Origin of the sequence: Mesorhizobium sp. B2-3-2 (genome assembly GCF_006442295.1) — a bacterium.
Classification (GTDB): Bacteria; Pseudomonadota; Alphaproteobacteria; order Rhizobiales; family Rhizobiaceae; genus Mesorhizobium.
Genome location: NZ_VFWA01000002.1, coordinates 432,190 through 450,374, shown reverse-complemented (window position 1 = coordinate 450,374; position 18,185 = coordinate 432,190). Strand labels below are relative to the sequence as shown.

16 protein-coding genes and 1 pseudogene are annotated in these 18,185 nt (G+C 60.2%); 7 read left to right on the top strand and 10 right to left on the bottom strand.

What is annotated here, in order from left to right:
* Window positions 1-86: 86 nt before the first annotated feature.
* The 7 genes from FJ964_RS07395 to FJ964_RS07365 all read left to right on the top strand — a co-directional run bounded on the left by FJ964_RS07395 (window position 87) and on the right by FJ964_RS07365 (window position 8,631).
* Window positions 87-1,340 (top strand): sialidase family protein, encoded by a 1,254-nt coding sequence (locus tag FJ964_RS07395; protein WP_140549776.1) that lies wholly within the window; start codon window positions 87-89, stop codon window positions 1,338-1,340.
* Between the two features lie 357 nt (window positions 1,341-1,697).
* Window positions 1,698-2,897, top strand: a complete 1,200-nt coding sequence (locus FJ964_RS07390) for a CoA transferase (RefSeq protein ID WP_181172390.1) — start codon at window positions 1,698-1,700, stop codon at window positions 2,895-2,897.
* Window positions 2,898-2,944: 47 nt separating this feature from the next.
* The gene (locus FJ964_RS07385) at window positions 2,945-4,588 is read left to right on the top strand and encodes a thiamine pyrophosphate-binding protein (protein ID WP_140549774.1); all 1,644 of its coding nucleotides are present in this window, start codon (window positions 2,945-2,947) and stop codon (window positions 4,586-4,588) included.
* A gap of 161 nt (window positions 4,589-4,749) precedes the next feature.
* A complete protein-coding gene (locus FJ964_RS07380; protein WP_140549773.1) occupies window positions 4,750-5,736 on the top strand; it encodes a tripartite tricarboxylate transporter substrate binding protein in 987 nt (328 codons plus the stop codon).
* Window positions 5,737-5,784: 48 nt separating this feature from the next.
* Window positions 5,785-6,222 (top strand): tripartite tricarboxylate transporter TctB family protein, encoded by a 438-nt coding sequence (locus tag FJ964_RS07375; RefSeq protein ID WP_140549772.1) that lies wholly within the window; start codon window positions 5,785-5,787, stop codon window positions 6,220-6,222.
* A gap of 4 nt (window positions 6,223-6,226) precedes the next feature.
* Window positions 6,227-7,747 (top strand): tripartite tricarboxylate transporter permease, encoded by a 1,521-nt coding sequence (locus FJ964_RS07370; protein WP_210239639.1) that lies wholly within the window; start codon window positions 6,227-6,229, stop codon window positions 7,745-7,747.
* A gap of 65 nt (window positions 7,748-7,812) precedes the next feature.
* Window positions 7,813-8,631: a 3-keto-5-aminohexanoate cleavage protein gene (locus tag FJ964_RS07365; protein WP_140549771.1), complete on the top strand. Its 819-nt coding sequence runs from the start codon at window positions 7,813-7,815 to the stop codon at window positions 8,629-8,631.
* A gap of 139 nt (window positions 8,632-8,770) precedes the next feature.
* Here the strand turns inward: FJ964_RS07365 and FJ964_RS31200 are convergent, their stop codons facing one another.
* The 10 genes and pseudogenes from FJ964_RS31200 to FJ964_RS07315 all read right to left on the bottom strand — a co-directional run bounded on the left by FJ964_RS31200 (window position 8,771) and on the right by FJ964_RS07315 (window position 18,175).
* The gene (locus FJ964_RS31200) at window positions 8,771-9,643 is read right to left on the bottom strand and encodes a branched-chain amino acid ABC transporter permease (RefSeq protein WP_318013055.1); all 873 of its coding nucleotides are present in this window, start codon (window positions 9,641-9,643) and stop codon (window positions 8,771-8,773) included.
* Between the two features lie 150 nt (window positions 9,644-9,793).
* Window positions 9,794-10,648 (bottom strand): annotated as a pseudogene (locus tag FJ964_RS31195) (branched-chain amino acid ABC transporter permease); the annotation flags it as partial.
* An 82-nt stretch (window positions 10,649-10,730) separates the two neighbouring features.
* Window positions 10,731-11,939 carry an ABC transporter substrate-binding protein gene (locus FJ964_RS07355; RefSeq protein ID WP_140549769.1) on the bottom strand — a complete coding sequence of 403 codons (1,209 nt, stop codon included), beginning with the start codon at window positions 11,937-11,939 and terminating at the stop codon, window positions 10,731-10,733.
* Between the two features lie 67 nt (window positions 11,940-12,006).
* Complete coding sequence (locus FJ964_RS07350; RefSeq protein WP_140549768.1) at window positions 12,007-12,741, bottom strand: ABC transporter ATP-binding protein; 735 nt, start codon at window positions 12,739-12,741, stop codon at window positions 12,007-12,009.
* Entirely contained in the window at window positions 12,734-13,489 is a 756-nt protein-coding gene (locus FJ964_RS07345) for an ABC transporter ATP-binding protein (protein ID WP_140518025.1), read from the bottom strand. The genes FJ964_RS07350 and FJ964_RS07345 overlap by 8 nt, the downstream gene beginning before the upstream one ends.
* A gap of 481 nt (window positions 13,490-13,970) precedes the next feature.
* On the bottom strand, window positions 13,971-14,720 hold the full coding sequence (locus tag FJ964_RS07335; protein WP_140549766.1) for an SDR family oxidoreductase: 750 nt from the start codon (window positions 14,718-14,720) through the stop codon (window positions 13,971-13,973).
* A 16-nt stretch (window positions 14,721-14,736) separates the two neighbouring features.
* The gene (locus FJ964_RS07330; protein ID WP_140549765.1) at window positions 14,737-15,678 is read right to left on the bottom strand and encodes a 3-hydroxyacyl-CoA dehydrogenase; all 942 of its coding nucleotides are present in this window, start codon (window positions 15,676-15,678) and stop codon (window positions 14,737-14,739) included.
* Window positions 15,675-16,550 (bottom strand): N-acyl homoserine lactonase family protein, encoded by an 876-nt coding sequence (locus FJ964_RS07325; protein WP_140549764.1) that lies wholly within the window; start codon window positions 16,548-16,550, stop codon window positions 15,675-15,677. The genes FJ964_RS07330 and FJ964_RS07325 overlap by 4 nt, the downstream gene beginning before the upstream one ends.
* On the bottom strand, window positions 16,522-17,139 hold the full coding sequence (locus FJ964_RS07320) for a hypothetical protein (RefSeq protein WP_140549763.1): 618 nt from the start codon (window positions 17,137-17,139) through the stop codon (window positions 16,522-16,524). The genes FJ964_RS07325 and FJ964_RS07320 overlap by 29 nt, the downstream gene beginning before the upstream one ends.
* Window positions 17,132-18,175, bottom strand: a complete 1,044-nt coding sequence (locus FJ964_RS07315; RefSeq protein ID WP_140549762.1) for a LacI family DNA-binding transcriptional regulator — start codon at window positions 18,173-18,175, stop codon at window positions 17,132-17,134. The genes FJ964_RS07320 and FJ964_RS07315 overlap by 8 nt, the downstream gene beginning before the upstream one ends.
* Window positions 18,176-18,185 lie beyond the last annotated feature (10 nt).

The window sequence follows — 18,185 nt, the reverse complement described above, 5'->3', positions numbered from 1 at the left end:
GCTTATTGCCTCCATCGATATTTTCCGTCTGGCTCGAACGCCTTGTTCGATTCAAGTGCCGAGCCACGCGTCTTCCGGAAATACCGATGATCAAGAAATTGCTTCCTCCACGCTTCGCCACGGATACCGAGCACGCCGTCCTTTACCGGCGTGAAAACGAGTTCGCGAGCCACCCCTTTTCCCGCGGCTTCTGGGAAACCGCGGCGGGCCATCTCATCTGCAATTTTTCGGTTGCCGCCGCCGATTATTCCGGAGACCCCCGCGGCCTTGCCCACCACAATCTGATCAAGAATCCGGGCGGCAGGCGTGGCGTCACGATTCGATCGGAGGATCGGGGCCGGACATGGCATATTTGGAACGAGGACAGGAACCGCCCCGGGATGGACGTTAGAAGCCCGCAGCCGGGGATAGACGGAAAGCCCGGCGGCTTGGCGGAAATCGGGCCGATCGACTTCACCGACAGGGATGTCCTCGTCTCGAATTTTTATTACCAGTACACACAGGAAGATCCACAAATCAGGGATTTCGTGCCGACCCTGACCACCGCTTTCGGCCCCCCGGACAACCAAGTCTTTTTCCGCATTTCAAAAGACGCTGGCCAGACATGGTCGCGCTCGGCGATGCTGCCGCTCGACGGCCTCTATTCGCTAAGCGCCGTGGAATCCTCATTGGTCCGACCCGATGGACGATGTCTGCTCTTCCTGACGGGCGGCGAGACCAGCAAAGGACAGCACAACCGGTTCCCTGCCGGGCCCGAACACGGCGCGCCCAACCGGCCACTTGTCTACCGCAGCACTGAAGATGGCACCGAATTCCACTTTCTCTCCTTCATAACCCCGCGAGACGATCCCGATTTCAGCGGAATGCAGCGAATGTATCCGCGCGGCATCATGTTGCCGAGCGGCAGAATCGTCTGCACGTTGCGTGTCGATCGGAACTGGTCAGGCGACATGTGGACCGAAGCTTTCAAGAGCGACGATGGCGGGCAGACCTGGCAGTTCCTTTCGCGAGTCAACGATTTCGGGGCGCCAGGCTCCCCTGTGCTGCTGAACGACGGGCGCCTGGTGGTCGTCTACACCTATCGGCTGCCGCCCTATGGCATGCGCGCCATTGTCAGCGAGGACGAGGGAGAGACATGGGGTCCGGAAATCATCATCCGTGGCGACGGCGGCAGTTGGGATATCGGCTATCCGCGCGCTTGGGAGGTTGAGCCGGGCAGGGTTGGAACGGTTTACCACTACAACGATATTAACGATCCCATCCAGGTAAAGCCGGCCGACACTCTTTGGGGTGCGGGCGGCGTGCGCTACATAGCCCGCAGCATCTTCTCGGTGGATTGATCGTGAAAGGTCGGCCCGCCGCACTTTCGGCAGCCATTGACGATCAACAACCATGACGAGGCCACTGCGGCCTGGCCGCCAAAATCGTCGCCACCGATCGCCGGTATAATTTCACTTGATGAAATTATAGACAGTCCGCATTGCTATCCGGCCCTGCGAGGAAGTATTCGACCCTGCAAGCAGCGGCCGGGTACGCGGACAGGCGGGCTACTGGAACCCAGCCTCAAGCGGCTGATCTGCCTCGAGTTCGTTCGGCTGAGACTCGTCATTCCTTAATATTCTAATGCCTTGGGAGGGGTAATGAGGTCGAGCAACAATGCGTCCAACCCGGAAGAAGCAGGCACCGGCAAACCGGCGTTGGCCGGCATCAGGATCGTGGATCTGACGCAATTTGAGGCGGGAACGTCTTGCACCGAAACCCTGGCCTGGCTTGGCGCGGACGTCATCAAGGTCGAGCCGCCGAAGCGCGGAGAACAGGGTCGCGGCGCGACCACCGACAAGCTCGGCTCCGACTCCCCTTATTTCCTTCTGCTCAATGCAAACAAGCGCAGCGTGACATGCAATTTGAAGACGGAAGAAGGCCGTAAGCTGATTGAGAAGCTGATCGCGCAGGCCGACATCTTCATCGAGAATTTCGCGCCCGGCGCGATCGAGCGGCTTGGCTTCGACTATGAACACGTGCGCTCGATAAACCCGCGTATCATCTATGCGCAGATCAAGGGGTTTGCACCGACGGGTCGGTTCAGAAACTTCCTCGCATTCGATCCGATAGCCCAGGCCGCCGGTGGGGCATTGTCGATCACGGGTGAAGACGGCGGCCGCCCTTTGAAGCCAGGGCCGAACATCGGTGATACCGGAGCGGGGCTTCACTGCGCGATCGGCATTCTGGCCGCGCTGCATCAACGTCATACAACCAATAAGGGCCAGCGCATCGAAGTCACGATGCAGGACGCCGTCATCAATTTCGGCCGCATCGCCTATGCGGCGCAATATATGTTCGGCGCCCCCGCGCCACGCTGCGGCAACCAGAGCATCATCGCCGGTACGTCGCCAAGCGAGGTTTATCCCTGCAAGGGCGGCGGGCCCAACGATTACTGCTATGTCTACACGACTCGCGCCAGCAATGCCCATTGGCATCGCCTGCTGGAAGTCGTGGACCGCAATGATCTCCTGGACGATCCGCGTTTCATCGACGCCAAATCCCGTGCGGCCAATTTCCGCAGCGTGGACGAAGTCATATCGGCCTGGACCGTCCAGCATGACAAACACACCGTCATGCAGCTTATCGGCGACGCCGGAATCCCGGTCAGCGCCACCTTCGACACCGTCGAGCTTTCGCAGGATCCAGACCTGCGCGAGCGAGGCACGTTCGTTACTGTCGATCATCCAGTGCGTGGCGAATTTGTTCTCCCCGGAGCCATGATCAAGCTATCGGCCAGCCACGTGCCGGTGAAACCCGCACCTTTGCTCGGCGCCGACAATATCGAGATCTACCGGGATCTGCTTGGGGTTCCCGAAGATGAAATCGCGCGCCTGCAGGAAGCTGGCGCGATCTAGGCAGCTTGATCTAGCCACTCCCTGCCCCTGAACAGAAGAAGACGAAAATGGTCCGTGGATATACGTTGTTTGGCGAAGCTCTCGCGAGAGAGGGTGTGGAAACTGGCTTCTACATCATGGGAGGACCGATAAACGATGCGGTCAAGGCTGCCATCAGCGGCGGTGTGCGCATGGTGGATACCCGGCACGAGCAGGCGGCTGCAATGGCCGCGCAGGCCTACGCGCGAGTAAAATGCAAGCCTGGCTTATGCATGGGCGCATCCGGGCCGGGGACGATCAATCTTACCCTGGGCCTCGCCAATGCACTGGTCGACTGTGCGCCCGTCGTCGCCTTCGGAGGAGCAAGCCCAGTTGGGCAGTATCTGCAGGGCTCGTTTCAGGAGGTAGATCAGTTGGCAATCATGCGGCCGGTCACGAAATGGGCCGAACGTGTCTATGACGCTCGACGTATTCCGGAGTACGTCAACATTGCCCTCCGGCGGGCCATGGCCGGCAAGCCAGGCCCGGTTTATATCGATCTACCCGGAGACGTGCTTTATGCCGAAGTGGACGAGGCCGAAGTCGTATGGCCCAAGACGCCGGCAAGTGCGGCACGCAGCAGACCGGCTGCCGACGCGGCTACGTTGTCCAAGGTCGCCGACGCGCTTGCAAAGGCAAAACGCCCTGTCATCGTGACAGGCAGCGGCATCCTGTGGTCGCAGGCTTCCAAGCAGCTTGGCGCCTTCGTCGATGCGACCGGCATTCCATTCTACACCACGCCTCAGGGCCGCGGCGTGATTCCTGAAGACCATCCTTATTTCTACGCTCATGCGCGTTCCACGGCCTTCAAAGAAGCCGACCTCGTGCTGATTGTCGGTACTCGCCTCAACTACGTCATTTCTCACGCCCGCCCGCCACGTTTCTCGGAAACCGCGACGATCGTTCAGATCGACACGGACGCCGATGCCGTCGGAGCAAGCGACCGGGTCGATATCGGCATCGTGGCGGATGCCGCCGCGGTGCTGGAACAACTCCGCGACGCCGTGAAGTCATCGCTCACGCCGGACGGGTTCGCAGAATGGCGGGAGCAACTTGCCACGGTGGAGCGCAAGCGGGCGCCAAAGCACGAGGACGCCATCGCTACCGACCAGATGCCTGTTCATCCCCTCCGGCTTTGCAAGGAGGTTCGCGATTTCATCGACCGGGACGCCATACTGGTTGTGGACGGCCAGGAGATTCTCAATTTCGGCCGTCAGACAATTCCAACCTACCGGCCAGGCCACAGGCTGAACTCGGGGCCGTTCGGCACCATGGGCGTGGGCATGCCCTTCGGCGTGGGCGCCAAGGCCGCGCGACCCGACGCTCAAGTCGTGGTGCTGCATGGCGACGGCTCGTTTGGCCTCAATGCGATGGAACTCGATACAGCGGCCCGGCATGGCCTGCCGCTCCTCGTCGTCATCAGCCTGAACGGAGGGTGGACAGCCGATCCTACAAAGGTCAAGCCTGGCCGGGATCTCGGTTACACGCGTTTCGACAAGATGGCCGAATCCCTTGGTTGCTATGGCGAATATGTGGAGCGCCCAGAAGACATCAGGCCGGCTCTCGAACGTGGCGCCGCGGCAGTCTCGAAGGGGCAAACCGCCGTCATCAACGTCGTGACTGACTGGCGTGCGCAGTCCACCACCGCGAGTTTCACCGCTTATCGAACCTGAGGGGGTTCAGGTGGACCAGGCGCGCCCGCGCTGCTCGTCGGACCACAGCGAAATGGCGCGCCGTCGCCATCACCGACACATCGACCACGGAAGTAAAGTGCAGAAACGTGGGAGGGGCTGTCCAGTTCGGAAGCAGAAAACGTTCAAAAGTGGAGGAGACTATGGGCACGAACGACAAGACTGAAATCGACGCGATCAACCGCAGCCGGCCAACCCGGCGTAGCGTGATACTTGGATCGGCGGCGGCGCTGGCGCTCTTTTCCTCGGCAGGCGCGCTTGCCGAGGAATGGCCGTCCCGGCCGATCGAACTGATCGTTCCGTTTGCGCCGGGAGGCGGCACCGATCTTCTGGCGCGGGCGCTGGCGGATGAACTTTCAAAGCAGTTTGACGTGCCCGTGCAAGTCGTCAATCGCGCGGGCGGTGGCGGCGTTGTCGGCTTCGAGGACATCAAGGCGGCAAAACCCGATGGCTATACGCTCGGCATTCTCACGGCGCAGTTGATCACGGCGAACCTGCGTGGCGTGATGAAAACGTCCTACAAGGACTTCGCGCCCGTGGCGATGCTGACGATTGACTATGCCGGCCTGAGCGTCCAGGCCAATTCCAAGTGGAAGACGCTGCCCGAGTTTCTGGACGCCGCAAAGGCCGATCCAGGTTCGATAACGGTTGGCAACGGCAGCCAGGGCGGCAGCTTCCATATGCTTGCCCGCAATCTGGAGGAAGCCGCGGGCGTGAAGTTCAAGCACGTGCCGTTCGATGGAGGACCGGCGGCCATCGTTCAGTTGCTTGGCGGACATATCGACAGCACCGTCAACGGTGTCACCGAGACGTTGCCCTACATCCAATCGGGACAGCTACGCATGCTCGCCGTGGCGGGAACGAAGCGATACCCTGAGCTGCCCGAAGTGGCGACGTCGGCCGAACTGGGCTATCCGCTCGATATCGCCACCTGGCGAGGTGTGGGAATGCCGAAGGACACGCCTGCCGAAATTGTTTCCAAGGTCTCCGACGCGGTTGCAAGCGCCGTGAAAAGCGAAAACTTCCTTGATTCAATGAAAAAGATCGGTGCCAACGTCGAATATATGAACTCCCCCGATCTGACAGCGTATCTCGCGAAGCAGGAAGAAGTTTACAAGAAAATATTCTGACATCCAAAAATCGCACGACATCGTCGATGATTCCAGAGAGTTTCGAAAATGAAACTGAATAAACCGGAATGCGCCGTAGCTGCCTCCATTGTTATTTTTGGCATAGTCATGGCATGTTTCGGGAGTTTCTATGGCGTTGGCTCTCTTGAAAATATGGGGGCCGGGTATTTCCCGGTCCTCCTTGGCATTATCACTGCGGCTGCCGGCATCGCGGTCTTGCTTGAGGTCCGGCACTCGGACACTCCAGCGCCCGAAATTCCCTGGCGGGCCTTCATCTGTGTTTTCTCGGCGCTCCTGATCTGGGCTCTCCTGGTCGAGCACATCGGGCTGTTTCCAAGTTCAATGCTGCTCGTGATTCTCGGGTCGCTAGGGCGCAACAAGGTCAGGATGCGAGCCATGATCCTCACCGCGCTCATCGCCTCGGCTGCCTCCGTGGTGATTTTCATCGAGGGGTTCGAGCTTCCCCTGCGCGCTATTGCCTGGTGACGCGATGACGAATTCCCTTGTAAATCTCATGCATGGCTTCGGGCACGCCCTGACGCCTGAGGCTCTTCTATTCTGCCTGATCGGTGTAACGATCGGCACGCTTGTGGGCGTTCTGCCCGGCATCGGCGCGCTAGCCGCAATTTCGCTGAGTCTGCCGTTGACGTATTATGTCGATCCGCTGCTTGCGCTGATCATGTTGTCCGGCATTTTCTATGGAACCCAGTATGGCGGGTCGATCACGGCGATCCTGCTCAACCTCCCCGGTGAGCCGTCAACCGCGATCACTTGCCTTGATGCGCATCCGATGGCCAAGAAAGGTCGAGCGGGAGCCGCCCTGTTCATTACGGCTGGCGCTTCTTTCGTGGGTGGGACGCTTGCGCTCGTCCTGCTGGTTTGCTTCACGCCGTTTCTGGCGAGCATCGCGCTGCGCTTTTCCTCGGCCGACTACTTTGCGCTCATTCTCTTCTGCCTGATTGGGGCCTCGATGCTCGGGCTTGGGTCGCCGGTGAAAGGCTTCTCCATGGTCGCTGTGGGACTGCTGCTCGGCATGGTCGGGACGGATGTCACCACAGGGCAGGCACGCTTCACGCTGGGCGTCCCATCCTTGATCGACGGTGTCGATCTCGTAGCAATGATGATGGGGCTGTTCGGGGTGTCGGAGATCATTTCTACCTACCTGCACGAGGACGGCGCTTCAAAGCCCGAGCGGGTAACGCTCCGCTCACTCATCCCGACACGCCAGGAGGTACGGGAGGCGACGATGCCAACCCTGCGGGGTTCGGTTCTGGGTTCCGTGATCGGACTGCTGCCCGGCATGGGCGCCACTTTGGGAACCTTCATCGCCTACTCGATCGAGAAGCGCATTTCCCGCGATCCATCTAAATTCGGCACCGGCGCGATCGAAGGGATCGCTTCGCCCGAGGCCTGCAACAATGCGACGGTCCAGGCCTCGTTCATCCCCATGCTCGGCATCGGAATCCCCAGCGGCGCGGTCATGGCGGTGCTGATGGGCGCGATGATGATTCATGGAATCCAGCCCGGACCGCTGATGATGGTGCAGCATGCGGATATTTTCTGGGGGGTGGTCGCGAGCATGTGGGTTGGAAACGTGATGCTGCTGGTTCTGAACATTCCGCTCATCGGCATATGGGTCAGACTGCTTTCGGTGCCTTCGCACATCCTGAGCCCCATCGTTCTGCTGGTGATGTGTATCGGTGTCTACAGCGTCAACAACAACGTCTTCGACATCTACACGATGATGATATTCGGAATCCTGGGCTACATATGCTCTTCCTTCGGGTATTCGCCGGCGCTTCTCATACTGGGGGTCATATTGTCCCCCATCCTGGAGGAGCATTTCCGACGCGCCCTGCTGATTTCGGATGGAGATTATTTCGTCTTCCTGCAGGAGCCGATCAGCGGCACGTTCATCGTTCTGGGCCTTATGATCGTTGCGCTGTCGCTGCGCGGCGGCGCATCGGCGCTGATCCTGAAGAGGCGCAATGCCCGGATCATCGATGAGTAGTCGCACCTTTTGCGACGCCTACTGGATCGAAAGGCAGGAGACGAGCGATTGTCGGGAGTCAGATATTGGTAAAGCCGTTGTTCGTGATGGTGGCGCCGAACGGTGCGCGCCGGACCAAGGCCGACCACCCGATGCTCCCGATTTCAGCCAATGAACTGGCAAGCACTGCCGTCGAATGCCGTGCGGCAGGCGCCGCAGCCATGCACCTTCATATACGAGACCCGTTCGGCAGGCATAGTCTCGACGTCTCCGGATACGCCGAGGCCGTGCGCGTGGTTTCGACGGCGGTCCCCCGCCTTACGGTACAGGTCACGACAGAAGCGGCGTCCATTTGCACGGTGTGCGATCAAGAGCGGGTCCTTTCGGAGCTCAAACCGCATTATGCATCGGTTTCGATAGCGGAGATCTTGCGTGACGGTGAAGAAAGGGCGATCGAAATCGTCCAGCGCGCCATCGCTTCCGAAATCTCCATCCAGTACATTCTCTATTCGGCCGAAGACATTCGCACCCTCTCCGGCCTGCGCGGGCGGCTCTTCGATGACGATCGGCAGCCCAGTACCCTGCTTGTCGCCGGTCGGTACGGTGTCATCGACGACGCCACCGTGGATATGGTCGACGACCTCTACCGCGTTTTGAGCGCGGAAGGTCTCGCAGGCCAGGGCAAATGGATGGCTTGTGCTTTCGGTCGCGGGGAAATGGCTTGCTTGGAAGCCGTGATCGAACTGGGAGGGCATGTCCGTGTGGGATTCGAGAATGCGATAGTCGACGCCCATGGCAAGCTGGCTGTCAGCAATGCGGAGCGTGTCGCGAAAGTAGCGGAAATGGCCGCAACCGCCGGCCGGCCTTTGGCCGATGAACACCTGGCGCCGTCGGTTCTCGGATAAAGACCGCATATAGCGTTGCACCGGCCGTATGACCGTCTTGCATATTCGACGGCGTCATCAGGCGCACCCTAGAGTTGTCGTAACAACGTGTCGACCGTCCGAGACCGATAACCCGGCGAAAAAGGGAATAAGCCTTGCCTCATGATTCACGATCGCGCCACAGCGGCCGGGACCGGCGAAACGCAGTCGTCAATGAACCGATAATACCGATGATGCCTTCGCGGAAGCTCATGACACAGACCACGAAGATCATCCCTTGGATGATCGTCACCCAGGCGCCGAACGGGGCGAGGTAGTATTCCATAGTCGTCACGACCGTCGCACCGATGATCGGACCGAACATTGTTCCGATGCCGCCGACCAGCGTCATCATGACAACTTCGGCCGAGGTGGTGCCGACAACATCGACCAGGGACACCACCTGAAAGACCACCGATTTGAGACTGCCCGCCAAGCCCGAAAGCGCGGCCGACAGGGTAAAGAGAAGGATCTTGTAATGATTGACGCGATAGCCGAGCGACACCGCACGATCCTCGTTCTCTCGTATTGCCTTGACTACTTGACCGAACGGCGAATGCACGATCCGGTAGGTGGCGAAAATGGCCGTCGTGACAACGGCCAGGACGATAAAGTAGAGAAGAAGGTCGTTCTCAAGCGGGACCAAACCGAATAGCTTGTTGCGCGGCAGGCCCTGCAAGCCGTCTTCGCCACCTGTAGCTTTAAGCTGGTTGCAGATGAAATACACAAGCTCGGACAATGCCAGCGTGATCATTGCAAAATAGACGCCGAGACGCCGGACTGCCAAGGCTCCGAACGCAAGCCCAAGCAGCGCCGCGGATGCAGTCGCCGCCAGAACTGCCAGTTCGGGCGTAAGCCCCCATTCTTTCAGAAGGTAACCGGCAACATAGGCCGCAGCCCCGAAATAGGCCGCATGACCAAATGAAAGAAGTCCTCCATAACCGAGCAGCAGGTTATAGGCGCACGCAAATAGCGCGAAGCAAAGAATCTTCATCGCGAATATGGGATAGACAAAGAATGGAGCAATCACGGCGATTATGGCAAGACCATACCAGAACAATCTCTTGGTCGAGGCTGAAAGTTCGCGCCACCAGCGCTCGCCATCTGGGCGCTCCAGATGCGCATCGATCTTCATGCCCCCCATCTTGCCGAACAGTCCTTCCGGACGCGCCACCAGCACCACGATCATCACGACGAAAATGACGACATATGCCGCCTGCGGGTAGAGGTACTTGGTAAGTCCCTCGATGAGACCAAGCGACAGGCCGGTTATCGCCGCGCCGCCGATCGAGCCCATGCCGCCGATGACTACGACGGCAAACACGACCAAGATGATCTCAACGCCCATATTCGGGCTAACCGAGAAAATGGGCGCTGCCAAAACGCCTGCAAGTGCCGCAAGCGCCACTCCTCCGCCATATGTCAGTGTGATCAGCAGCGGCACATTCACACCGAACGTGCCAACAAGAACCGGATTTTCTGTCGCCGCTCGCAAATAGGAACCGAGCTTGGTTTTCTCGATCGCAAGCCACACCAGAAAGCAGACCGCCAGAGAAAACGCGATGACCCAGCCGCGATAGATGGGCAGAATCATGAAACCGAAATCCCAGATACCGGAAAATTCCGCGGGAATTTCGTACCGAAGGCCCGCGCTGCCAAAATAAACGCGGGCCAGGCCCTGAATGATGAACGCCAGGCCGAAGGTCAGCAAAAGCCCGTAGAGATGGGCCTTGTCGTAGAGGTGTCGGATAAGCATCCTTTCAAGCGCGATGCCGAAGGCACCGGCCAGCAGCGGCGCAAGAAGCAGCGACCACCAGTAACCGAGCCCAAGATAGTTCAGCAGCATCCAGGAAATATACGCGCCCAGCATGTACTGCGCCCCGTGGGCGAAGTTAACGATGTTGAGCATACCGAAGATGATCGCGAGCCCAAGGCTCAGCATAGCATAGAATGCTCCGTTGATCAGACCGACGGTCAATTGAGCGAGGAGGGCATCCATTTGCTTTGTCCTTACGGGCACAGGGCCATCGAGGCATGGAACACCTCGATGGCCGTCGCCGGGATCGGTTTCAATAAAAGGGCTACTTGATCACACAGCCAGCGTCGGTGGCGCTACGAAAAGCCTTGTCGGCGGGAATGCGCGACACCACCTTGAGGAAGTCCCAATCGTATTTCGACTCATCCTCGGTCTTCACCTGGACGAGATAGCGATCAAAGGCCGCCCTGCCGTTTTCAAGGATGTGACCGTTTTTAGAGATCAGGCCGTCAATCGGCGCTTCCTTCATCTGCTTCAGGACCGCCTGGGTTTCGTCGGTGCCCGCAGCCTTCACCGCCTCTAGATAATGAGTAACCGCCGCGTAAAGCGCCGCGTGGCTTTCGTTCGGCATCTTCTTCATGCGGTCGAAATATCGATGAGCCCAAGCACGGCTGGACTCGTCCTGGTCCCAGTACCAAGTCTGGATAAACTGCAGTCCGGCCAGATTTTTCAGCCCGATAGCCTTGATATCGGTCAGGAACAGGATTGGCGCCGCGATTTTCTGCTTGGCGGCGATGCCGAACTCCGTCGCCTGTTTCATCGACGTGACGAGGTCTGTCCCCGATTGAGCCAGTACGATGACATCGGCGCCAGAGGCCCGCGCCGAGAGCAGATAAGACGACATGTCCATGGTATTAAGTGGCACCAACACGCTGCCGACGACTTCGCCACCCGCCGCCTTGATCGCCGCGCGCGACACGTCTTCAAGCTGATGCCCGAAATTGTAGTCCACCGTGATGAAGAAGAAGGTGGTTCCCGGCTTGCCGGATGCAAGGGCGGTCATCAGCGACGCGCTGTTCGACCAGTTTTCGGCGCCCCACTGCTGGCCGTTCGGAGAACAGGCCTTGCCGATGATATCGGACGAGCTTGCCGTTGTATAAAGCGCTATCTTGTCGAGTTCACGCGCGATATCCTGGACGCCGAGAGCGATTGCGGAGGAGGCGAAATCGACGATGACGTTGACGCCCTCTTTCTCATACCATTCGCGTGCGATGGCGACACCGACATCGACCTTGTTCTGGTGATCGGCCACGAGCACCTCGATCGGGCGGCCGAGAACACTTCCTCCGAAATCCTCTACCGCCATGCGCGTGGCGGTTACCGAACCGGGCCCACCGGAGTCAGCGAAGTTGCTGGACTGGTCTCCCAGAACTCCAATCCGAATAGGACCGTCGGCCGCGATCGCTGGCGAAGCGGCTAAAGCGCTTCCCACGATAAATGATGCGGCGATCAACGATCGTAACATGAGTTTCATTATCTTCCCTCCCGTTTGCTGTCAGTCTTCCGCTGGCCCTGGACCACCCATACGGCCTCCAGCCATGCTAAACTCCAAGATAGGAATGGAGCTTGGCCAGATTGTCCTCTATTTCATCATTGACGAGCATCTCGACGATCGACCCCTCGTGCACGATGTAGTGCCGGTCGGCGACCGTCTGCGCGAACCTAAAATTCTGCTCGACTAAAAGGATGGTGAAGCCGTCCTGCTTCAACCACTCGATGGTCTTGCCGATCTGTTGCACGATGACCGGAGCTAGCCCTTCGGTCGGCTCATCCAGAAGAAGCAGCTTTGCGCCGGTGCGCAGAATGCGCCCAAGTGCAAGCATCTGCTGTTCGCCCCCAGACAGCTTCGTCCCGCGGCTCTTTTTTCTCTCCTCAAGATTGGGAAACAACTCGTAGATCTGCTCGACGGTCAGGCCGCCACGTTTCACTTGCGGTGGCAGAAGGAGGTTTTCCTCGGTAGAAAGGCTTGAGAATATTCCCCTTTCCTCGGGCACATATCCGATGCCCAAACAGGCAATCTTGCGCGAGGGAAGCCCAATCATCTCCACCCCGCCAAACATGACCGACCCTTTAGAATGGGCAAGAATACCCATCAGCGCGCGCATGATCGTGGATTTGCCGGCGCCGTTGCGTCCAAGTAGGGTAACGACTTCACCTGCATGAACATCGAAGTTCACACCATGCAGGACTGAGCCATCGCCATAGCCCCCCTCAAGGCCCCTTACCTGCAAAAGAGCAGGTGGCAGGGAAGCTGAGTCTGCTGCCATATCAAACATGACCGGCCCCGATATATGCCTCGATCACACGCGGATCGGCCGACACCGTGGCATAGTCGCCATGCGACAGGATTGCGCCGCGCGCCAGAACCGTGATGGTGTCCGACAGCGCAGCAACCACCGAGAGATTGTGCTCGACCATCAGAATTGTCCGATTTGCCGAAGATGTCCTGATCAGGTCCTCGATTAGTTTGATGTCCCCTTGGCTGACCCCGGCCATCGGTTCGTCCAGCAGCATCAATTCGGGATCGAGCGCCAGCGTGGTCGCAATCTCCAGCGCGCGCTTTCGCCCATAGGGCAGTTCGGCCGCCGCCCTGTCTGCGACGTCGGCCAGATTGACCGCCTCCAGCAGTTCCACGGCTCTTGCGTCAAGCGCATGGAGCGCCTTCTGCGGCCGCCAGAAATCGAAGTTATCGCCACGTTTGCGTTGCAGCGCGACTCGGACATTCTCGAGGACCGTCATATGGCCAAAAACAGCCGAGATTTGAAATGAACGAACCAGGCCCAAACGCGCGACATCTGCGGGGCGCATCCGGGTGATATCGCGCCCGCGGTAGGAAATCGTGCCACGGGAAGGTTGCAGGAATTTTGTAAGAAGATTGAAAAGGGTTGTCTTGCCCGCGCCATTCGGCCCGATCAATGCGTGAACAGAGCCGCGGCGGATATCGAGATCCACCTGATCGACAGCGCGGAAACCAGCAAAGTCTTTTCCAAGTCCGCGGGCCGAAAGTATTATGTCATTATGCATTCAGCGCTCATCACCGGAGATTTATGGGACGCTTTTCAAGCGCGTTGCAGCACCGTCGGATTTGCGTCTTTCCGGGACAAGCACTGCGCTCCTAGAACGCCGCGTAACGCTAGCAGCAGCGATCGGCCGATCAATCGACGTTTCCAACAATTTCGCCAAATGAAATTCGCCCTGCGCATCCGTGAAGGATTCATTTCCTACTCGCCACGATGAGGGCCGCACCGGCTTGATCGAGCTGATCCGATAATGGGACGGTCTGCTTCCTCCTCAGGAAGAAGGAAGCCGGTGCAGTCGTAGAAACTGTGTCCGTGATAGTAGCTGTAACGACCGACGACGATGTTCGGGTTCGTGGCCTGCTTGTCGAGCGTGATGCCCCTGAAAGGAACAGCGGATGCGAACACGTTGGGTCTTGTCCATACCCTTTGACGACATACCCGCTCCAGAAGCACCGCACTGGTCTTGTCAAGCGGTTGGCCGGGCTCTAGGCCAGGGGCCGACCGCCGTCGACCGGAATGATAACACCGGTCACGAAACGAAGGTGGGTTGCGGCCGCCAATACGGCCTCGGCGACATCGTCGGGCGTGCCCAGTCGCCCCAGCGGCGTCCGGTTTGCCTGTTCGTCCCGCCAGGATTCGTCACGGCCCTTGATGAAGTCGGTGTCGACGACGCCGGGCGAGACCGACACGACCCTGATTCTCGGGGCCAGGGCACGCGCCAGCGACTTGGTCAAATTGTCGACAGCGGCTTTCGACGCACAATAGGCGACGTTGCTTCCCATGGCGGTGACCCCTGCGATCGACGAGATGTTGACGACAACCCCGCTGCCGGTGCGGTCGAGCAGCGGCCGCATGGCCCGCGTAGCAGCGATCACACCGCGCACGTTGACGCTGAAGATGCGGTCGATCAGTTCGTCGTCCAGGCTGTCGAGGTCCGGGTGTGGCACGAAGCGGGTTGTCCCGGCGCAATTGACCAGGACATCCAGCTGGCCAACGCTTTTCTCGATCCGACCGGCAAGGCGCGCGAGGCAATCGCTGTCCGTCACGGTCGCCTCGGCGACAAAGTGACCGCCGGGCGCCAGTGACGAAACCAGATCGTCGGCCACCTGCCGCGAACGGTTGTAGCCGATGACAACCGAAGCCCCTTCCGCAGCAAGCCGCGATACGATCCGCGCGCCGATACCGCCGGTTGCTCCGGTGACCAGGGCGACCTTGCCCGTGAGTGTGCCTGTCATGGCCGTCTCCTGAGTGTCAAACTCCGGTGCTTCGCTTATGGGCGGCCAGCGCCATGAGATTGCGGTCGCGCCAGGCGCTGCGTTCGGCGAGTTGGGATGCGGACAACTTTTCGCGGCGCGCTTCCTCGGCCTTGGCAATCAGCCCTTCCGACCAGGGGGCCGGATCGCGCCTGGCGAGGGCGATCGAATGGTAGAGCGGTCCCAGACGTCTCGCATAGTCCGCGATCCCGCCGGGCGCATTCAGGTCGATCGTCTCGAAAGGCCCCATGAAGGACCACCGGTAGCCGAGCCCATGCGACACCGTAAGGTCAATATCGGCGGCACTTGCCACGCCCTCCTCGAGCAGGGCCCAGGCTTCGTTCAGCAATGCCCCCTGAAGCCGGTTGAGGACGAACCCTTCGACTTCCTTGCGCACGATGATGGCAGCCTGCCCCATGGCCTGCATCTGCACCCGCAGCCACGCAACGGCCTCCGCGTCGGTCCAGGACGCCGGGACCAGTTCCACCAACGGGATCAAATGCGGTGGATTGACGGGATGAGCGACAAGAAAACGCCGGCGGTTGGCACAGGACCCGGTGAAGGCCGAGGCCGGAATGCCGGAGCTGGAGCTGCCTACGACCGCGTCGGGCCGCATCGCCCGGTCAATCTCCAGACAGACCGCCTCCTTGATGTTGCGCACTTCCAGCACCGACTCCTGGATGTAGTCGGCGTCCGCTACCGCACCCTTCAGCGTATCGACAACGTGCAGCCGCCGCATGACTGCATCGACGGCATCGACCAGCCCGGCCTCTTGCATATCGGCAAGACTAGCCCGGATCTTGTCGAGCACCGCGGCGCGGATGTCGGCGCTGCCGTCATAGATGATCACATCATGGCCGGCCCTGGCGAAGACGATCGCCCAGCCACGGCCGACCAGTCCGGCACCGACAATGGCGATCTTGCGGATTGCATCCATCATTGCACCCGCGACGTCTCGCCGTCCGCGAGGCAAATTTCGGTGATCCGCAGGCCATCCTGAGTGATGCGGGACGGGAACCGGTCCTTCAGCCGCTCTTCGTGGATGGGAATGACCCGCCGCGCTTCATGGCCCACCTGCGTCATCATCTCCTCGGTGGCGAGAACGAGATTGGTCTGGCTGCCGACCGCAAGCCCCACCGGAACGTAGAGCGTCTCGATGTCGACGGCAGCTCCCGAGCCCTCGATGTTGTCGAAGACGTAGACCAGATCGCCAGCCAGCACCCAAGTGTCGTCCTTGCCGTTGCGTATGGTGACCCACATCGATCCGTAGGTATGGCTGTCAAAGGCGGCATGGAGATCGATGTCGGGCAGGACGTCCTGTTTCGCTCCGTCGATCGTCACCAACCGCTTCTGACGGGCCAGGTCGACGCCGCGCACGATGTCGCCGGGGTCGACGGCTACGTTCATCCAGCGCATGCGATCCGGCAGCGACATCGCCCAGACCCACTTCGCGATCTCCCTCTCCTGGATGTAGAAGGTCGCATTCGGGAAGTCCTCGACATTGCCGAAATGGTCGAAATGCGCGTGCGTGACGAAAACCGTGTCGACGTTCTTGGGCGAGAGGCCGATTTCGCCAAGAACGGCCTCTGGCGAGTGCCAGTTCTCGACGCCAAATTTGTCCGCGAGATGCTTGCCGTAATCCTTGTTGTTGTAACCGACATCGACCATCGCGACGCGACCGTTGCCCTTGATCAGCGCGTAGCAGTAGGGAAGCTTGACGTAACCCTGGTTGTGGGCGCCGTAGAGCACGCCACTCTTGTGGTAGTTGCTGACATAGCTATACTCAAGCACCCAGATCGAATATTGGCCCATTGCTTCCTCCCTGTTGTCGCCAACGCTGCGCACAGCTGCAGCAGGCGTGATTGAAATCGATTGGCGTCATACCGGCCCGCGGTTCCGACGCCGCCTGCAGCCCGGCGTAGGCGCGTTTGATCCTCTGCCCAGCCCGGTCGAGCTCCTGCTGCCAGTCGCGCCGCAGCCGGGCTGAACCGAAATCGTCCAGGACCTCGCCCAGCGTTGCATGAGCGGCCCGCAGACGCGCGCAATGGCTTTCGAGCCCATGCGGCGCCTGCAAGGCGCCCAGCCGCTGCTCCATCTCCGTCCACCGTTCGCGGGCCACCGGGATGTCAGGCAGGTCGAGCACGTCGCGGCGTCCGCCGGCCTGAACCAGGACCAGCAGGCCGGCGAGTTGGCCGATCAGCCGGCGCAGGCCTTCGTAGACCGGGCGGGTTGCCACCACGTAGCGGACGATGGCTTCGTCGGCCAACGCGGCATCGTTGATGGCCGCGACGGGTTCCTCGCTTCCGGTGACGGAGACATGGGGCGCCGCGACGACCTCGCAGTCATAACGGTGGACGCTTACCGCCCGCTCGAAGAAGCGCTTTCCGGAGATATCAGCCATGGTGCCTTTTTCGCGTCGTCGCGCGCTCGATCACCGCGCCGGGCGGGATTAGTTGGACGATCGGCTCCCGGCCGGAATTCGTGCTCAATTCCTTCGCCAGGCTGACCGTGGCCTCGAGCATCTGGTCGATGGGCTGCCGGACGGTCGTCAGCCCGTGTGAGGGCCAGTGGGCCATCTCGATATCGTCGAAGCCGACGATCGAAATGTCGTCCGGCACGCCGAGGGCCAGCTCTCGCCGCACGCCGTCGAGAAAGCCGATGGCGAGAATATCGTTGGCGCAGAAAACACCGTCGGGAACCTCTTTCAGGTCACGTAGCTTGCGCGCCGCTTCGTAGCCGGCATGATAGCTGAACTGGCCTGCCTCGATAACCGCCGGCGCGGCGAGGCCGCGCTCGACGGCGCGTTCGCTGAAGCCCCTGTGGCGCGCGACATTGGTGGAGGCATCGGGCAAGGCGGCGATGTAGGCCAGGCGCCGGTGGCCGGTGTCGACGAGATAGTCGGCGATGCTGCGGCCGCCGCGTATGTTGTCGCAGGAAATGCCGAACGCGTGGTCGTCGGCCGAGAGCCGGTTGAAAAAGATCACCGGAGTGCCGGCCCTACGGCATTCCTGCGCGGCCGCCGAAGACAAGGTGGCCGCCAGGATGATGGCAAGATCTGGCTGGTAGTTGAGCAGCAGGCGTAGCGCCTGGTCGACGTCTCCCGACTGGTCGGCGGCGACGAGCATCACGTTCATGTCGATGGCGCGAAGGGCGGTGGTCAGCCGCGTCAGCACTTCCGGATAGAACGGGTTCTTGATGTCCGCGACGACGATACCCACGATACGCGTCTTCTTGGTGATGAGGCTGCGCGCGAAAGGATTCGGCGAATAGCCGATCTCCCTCGCACGGTTCAGCACCAGATCCCGCGTATCCTTGGCGATCACGGCATCGGCGTGAAAGGCCCTGGATACGGTCGAAACAGACATGCCGAGATCGCGCGCCAGATCCTTCACGGTCAGGCGGGGCTTGCTGTTCTTGTTGCGGGCAATGATCGACATGAAAACTCCG

Coding starts and splice junctions, on each gene's coding strand:
- FJ964_RS07335 (WP_140549766.1), bottom strand. CDS start 14,720: ATGACAGGCACACTCACGGGCAAGGTCGCCCTGGTCACCGGAGCAACC.
- FJ964_RS07370 (WP_210239639.1), top strand. CDS start 6,227: ATGACGAATTCCCTTGTAAATCTCATGCATGGCTTCGGGCACGCCCTG.
- FJ964_RS07385 (WP_140549774.1), top strand. CDS start 2,945: ATGGTCCGTGGATATACGTTGTTTGGCGAAGCTCTCGCGAGAGAGGGT.
- FJ964_RS07330 (WP_140549765.1), bottom strand. CDS start 15,678: ATGATGGATGCAATCCGCAAGATCGCCATTGTCGGTGCCGGACTGGTC.
- FJ964_RS07355 (WP_140549769.1), bottom strand. CDS start 11,939: ATGAAACTCATGTTACGATCGTTGATCGCCGCATCATTTATCGTGGGA.
- FJ964_RS07395 (WP_140549776.1), top strand. CDS start 87: ATGATCAAGAAATTGCTTCCTCCACGCTTCGCCACGGATACCGAGCAC.
- FJ964_RS07325 (WP_140549764.1), bottom strand. CDS start 16,550: ATGGGCCAATATTCGATCTGGGTGCTTGAGTATAGCTATGTCAGCAAC.
- FJ964_RS07315 (WP_140549762.1), bottom strand. CDS start 18,175: ATGTCGATCATTGCCCGCAACAAGAACAGCAAGCCCCGCCTGACCGTG.
- FJ964_RS31200 (WP_318013055.1), bottom strand. CDS start 9,643: ATGAAGATTCTTTGCTTCGCGCTATTTGCGTGCGCCTATAACCTGCTG.
- FJ964_RS07320 (WP_140549763.1), bottom strand. CDS start 17,139: ATGGCTGATATCTCCGGAAAGCGCTTCTTCGAGCGGGCGGTAAGCGTC.
- FJ964_RS07380 (WP_140549773.1), top strand. CDS start 4,750: ATGGGCACGAACGACAAGACTGAAATCGACGCGATCAACCGCAGCCGG.
- FJ964_RS07345 (WP_140518025.1), bottom strand. CDS start 13,489: ATGCATAATGACATAATACTTTCGGCCCGCGGACTTGGAAAAGACTTT.
- FJ964_RS07375 (WP_140549772.1), top strand. CDS start 5,785: ATGAAACTGAATAAACCGGAATGCGCCGTAGCTGCCTCCATTGTTATT.
- FJ964_RS07350 (WP_140549768.1), bottom strand. CDS start 12,741: ATGTTTGATATGGCAGCAGACTCAGCTTCCCTGCCACCTGCTCTTTTG.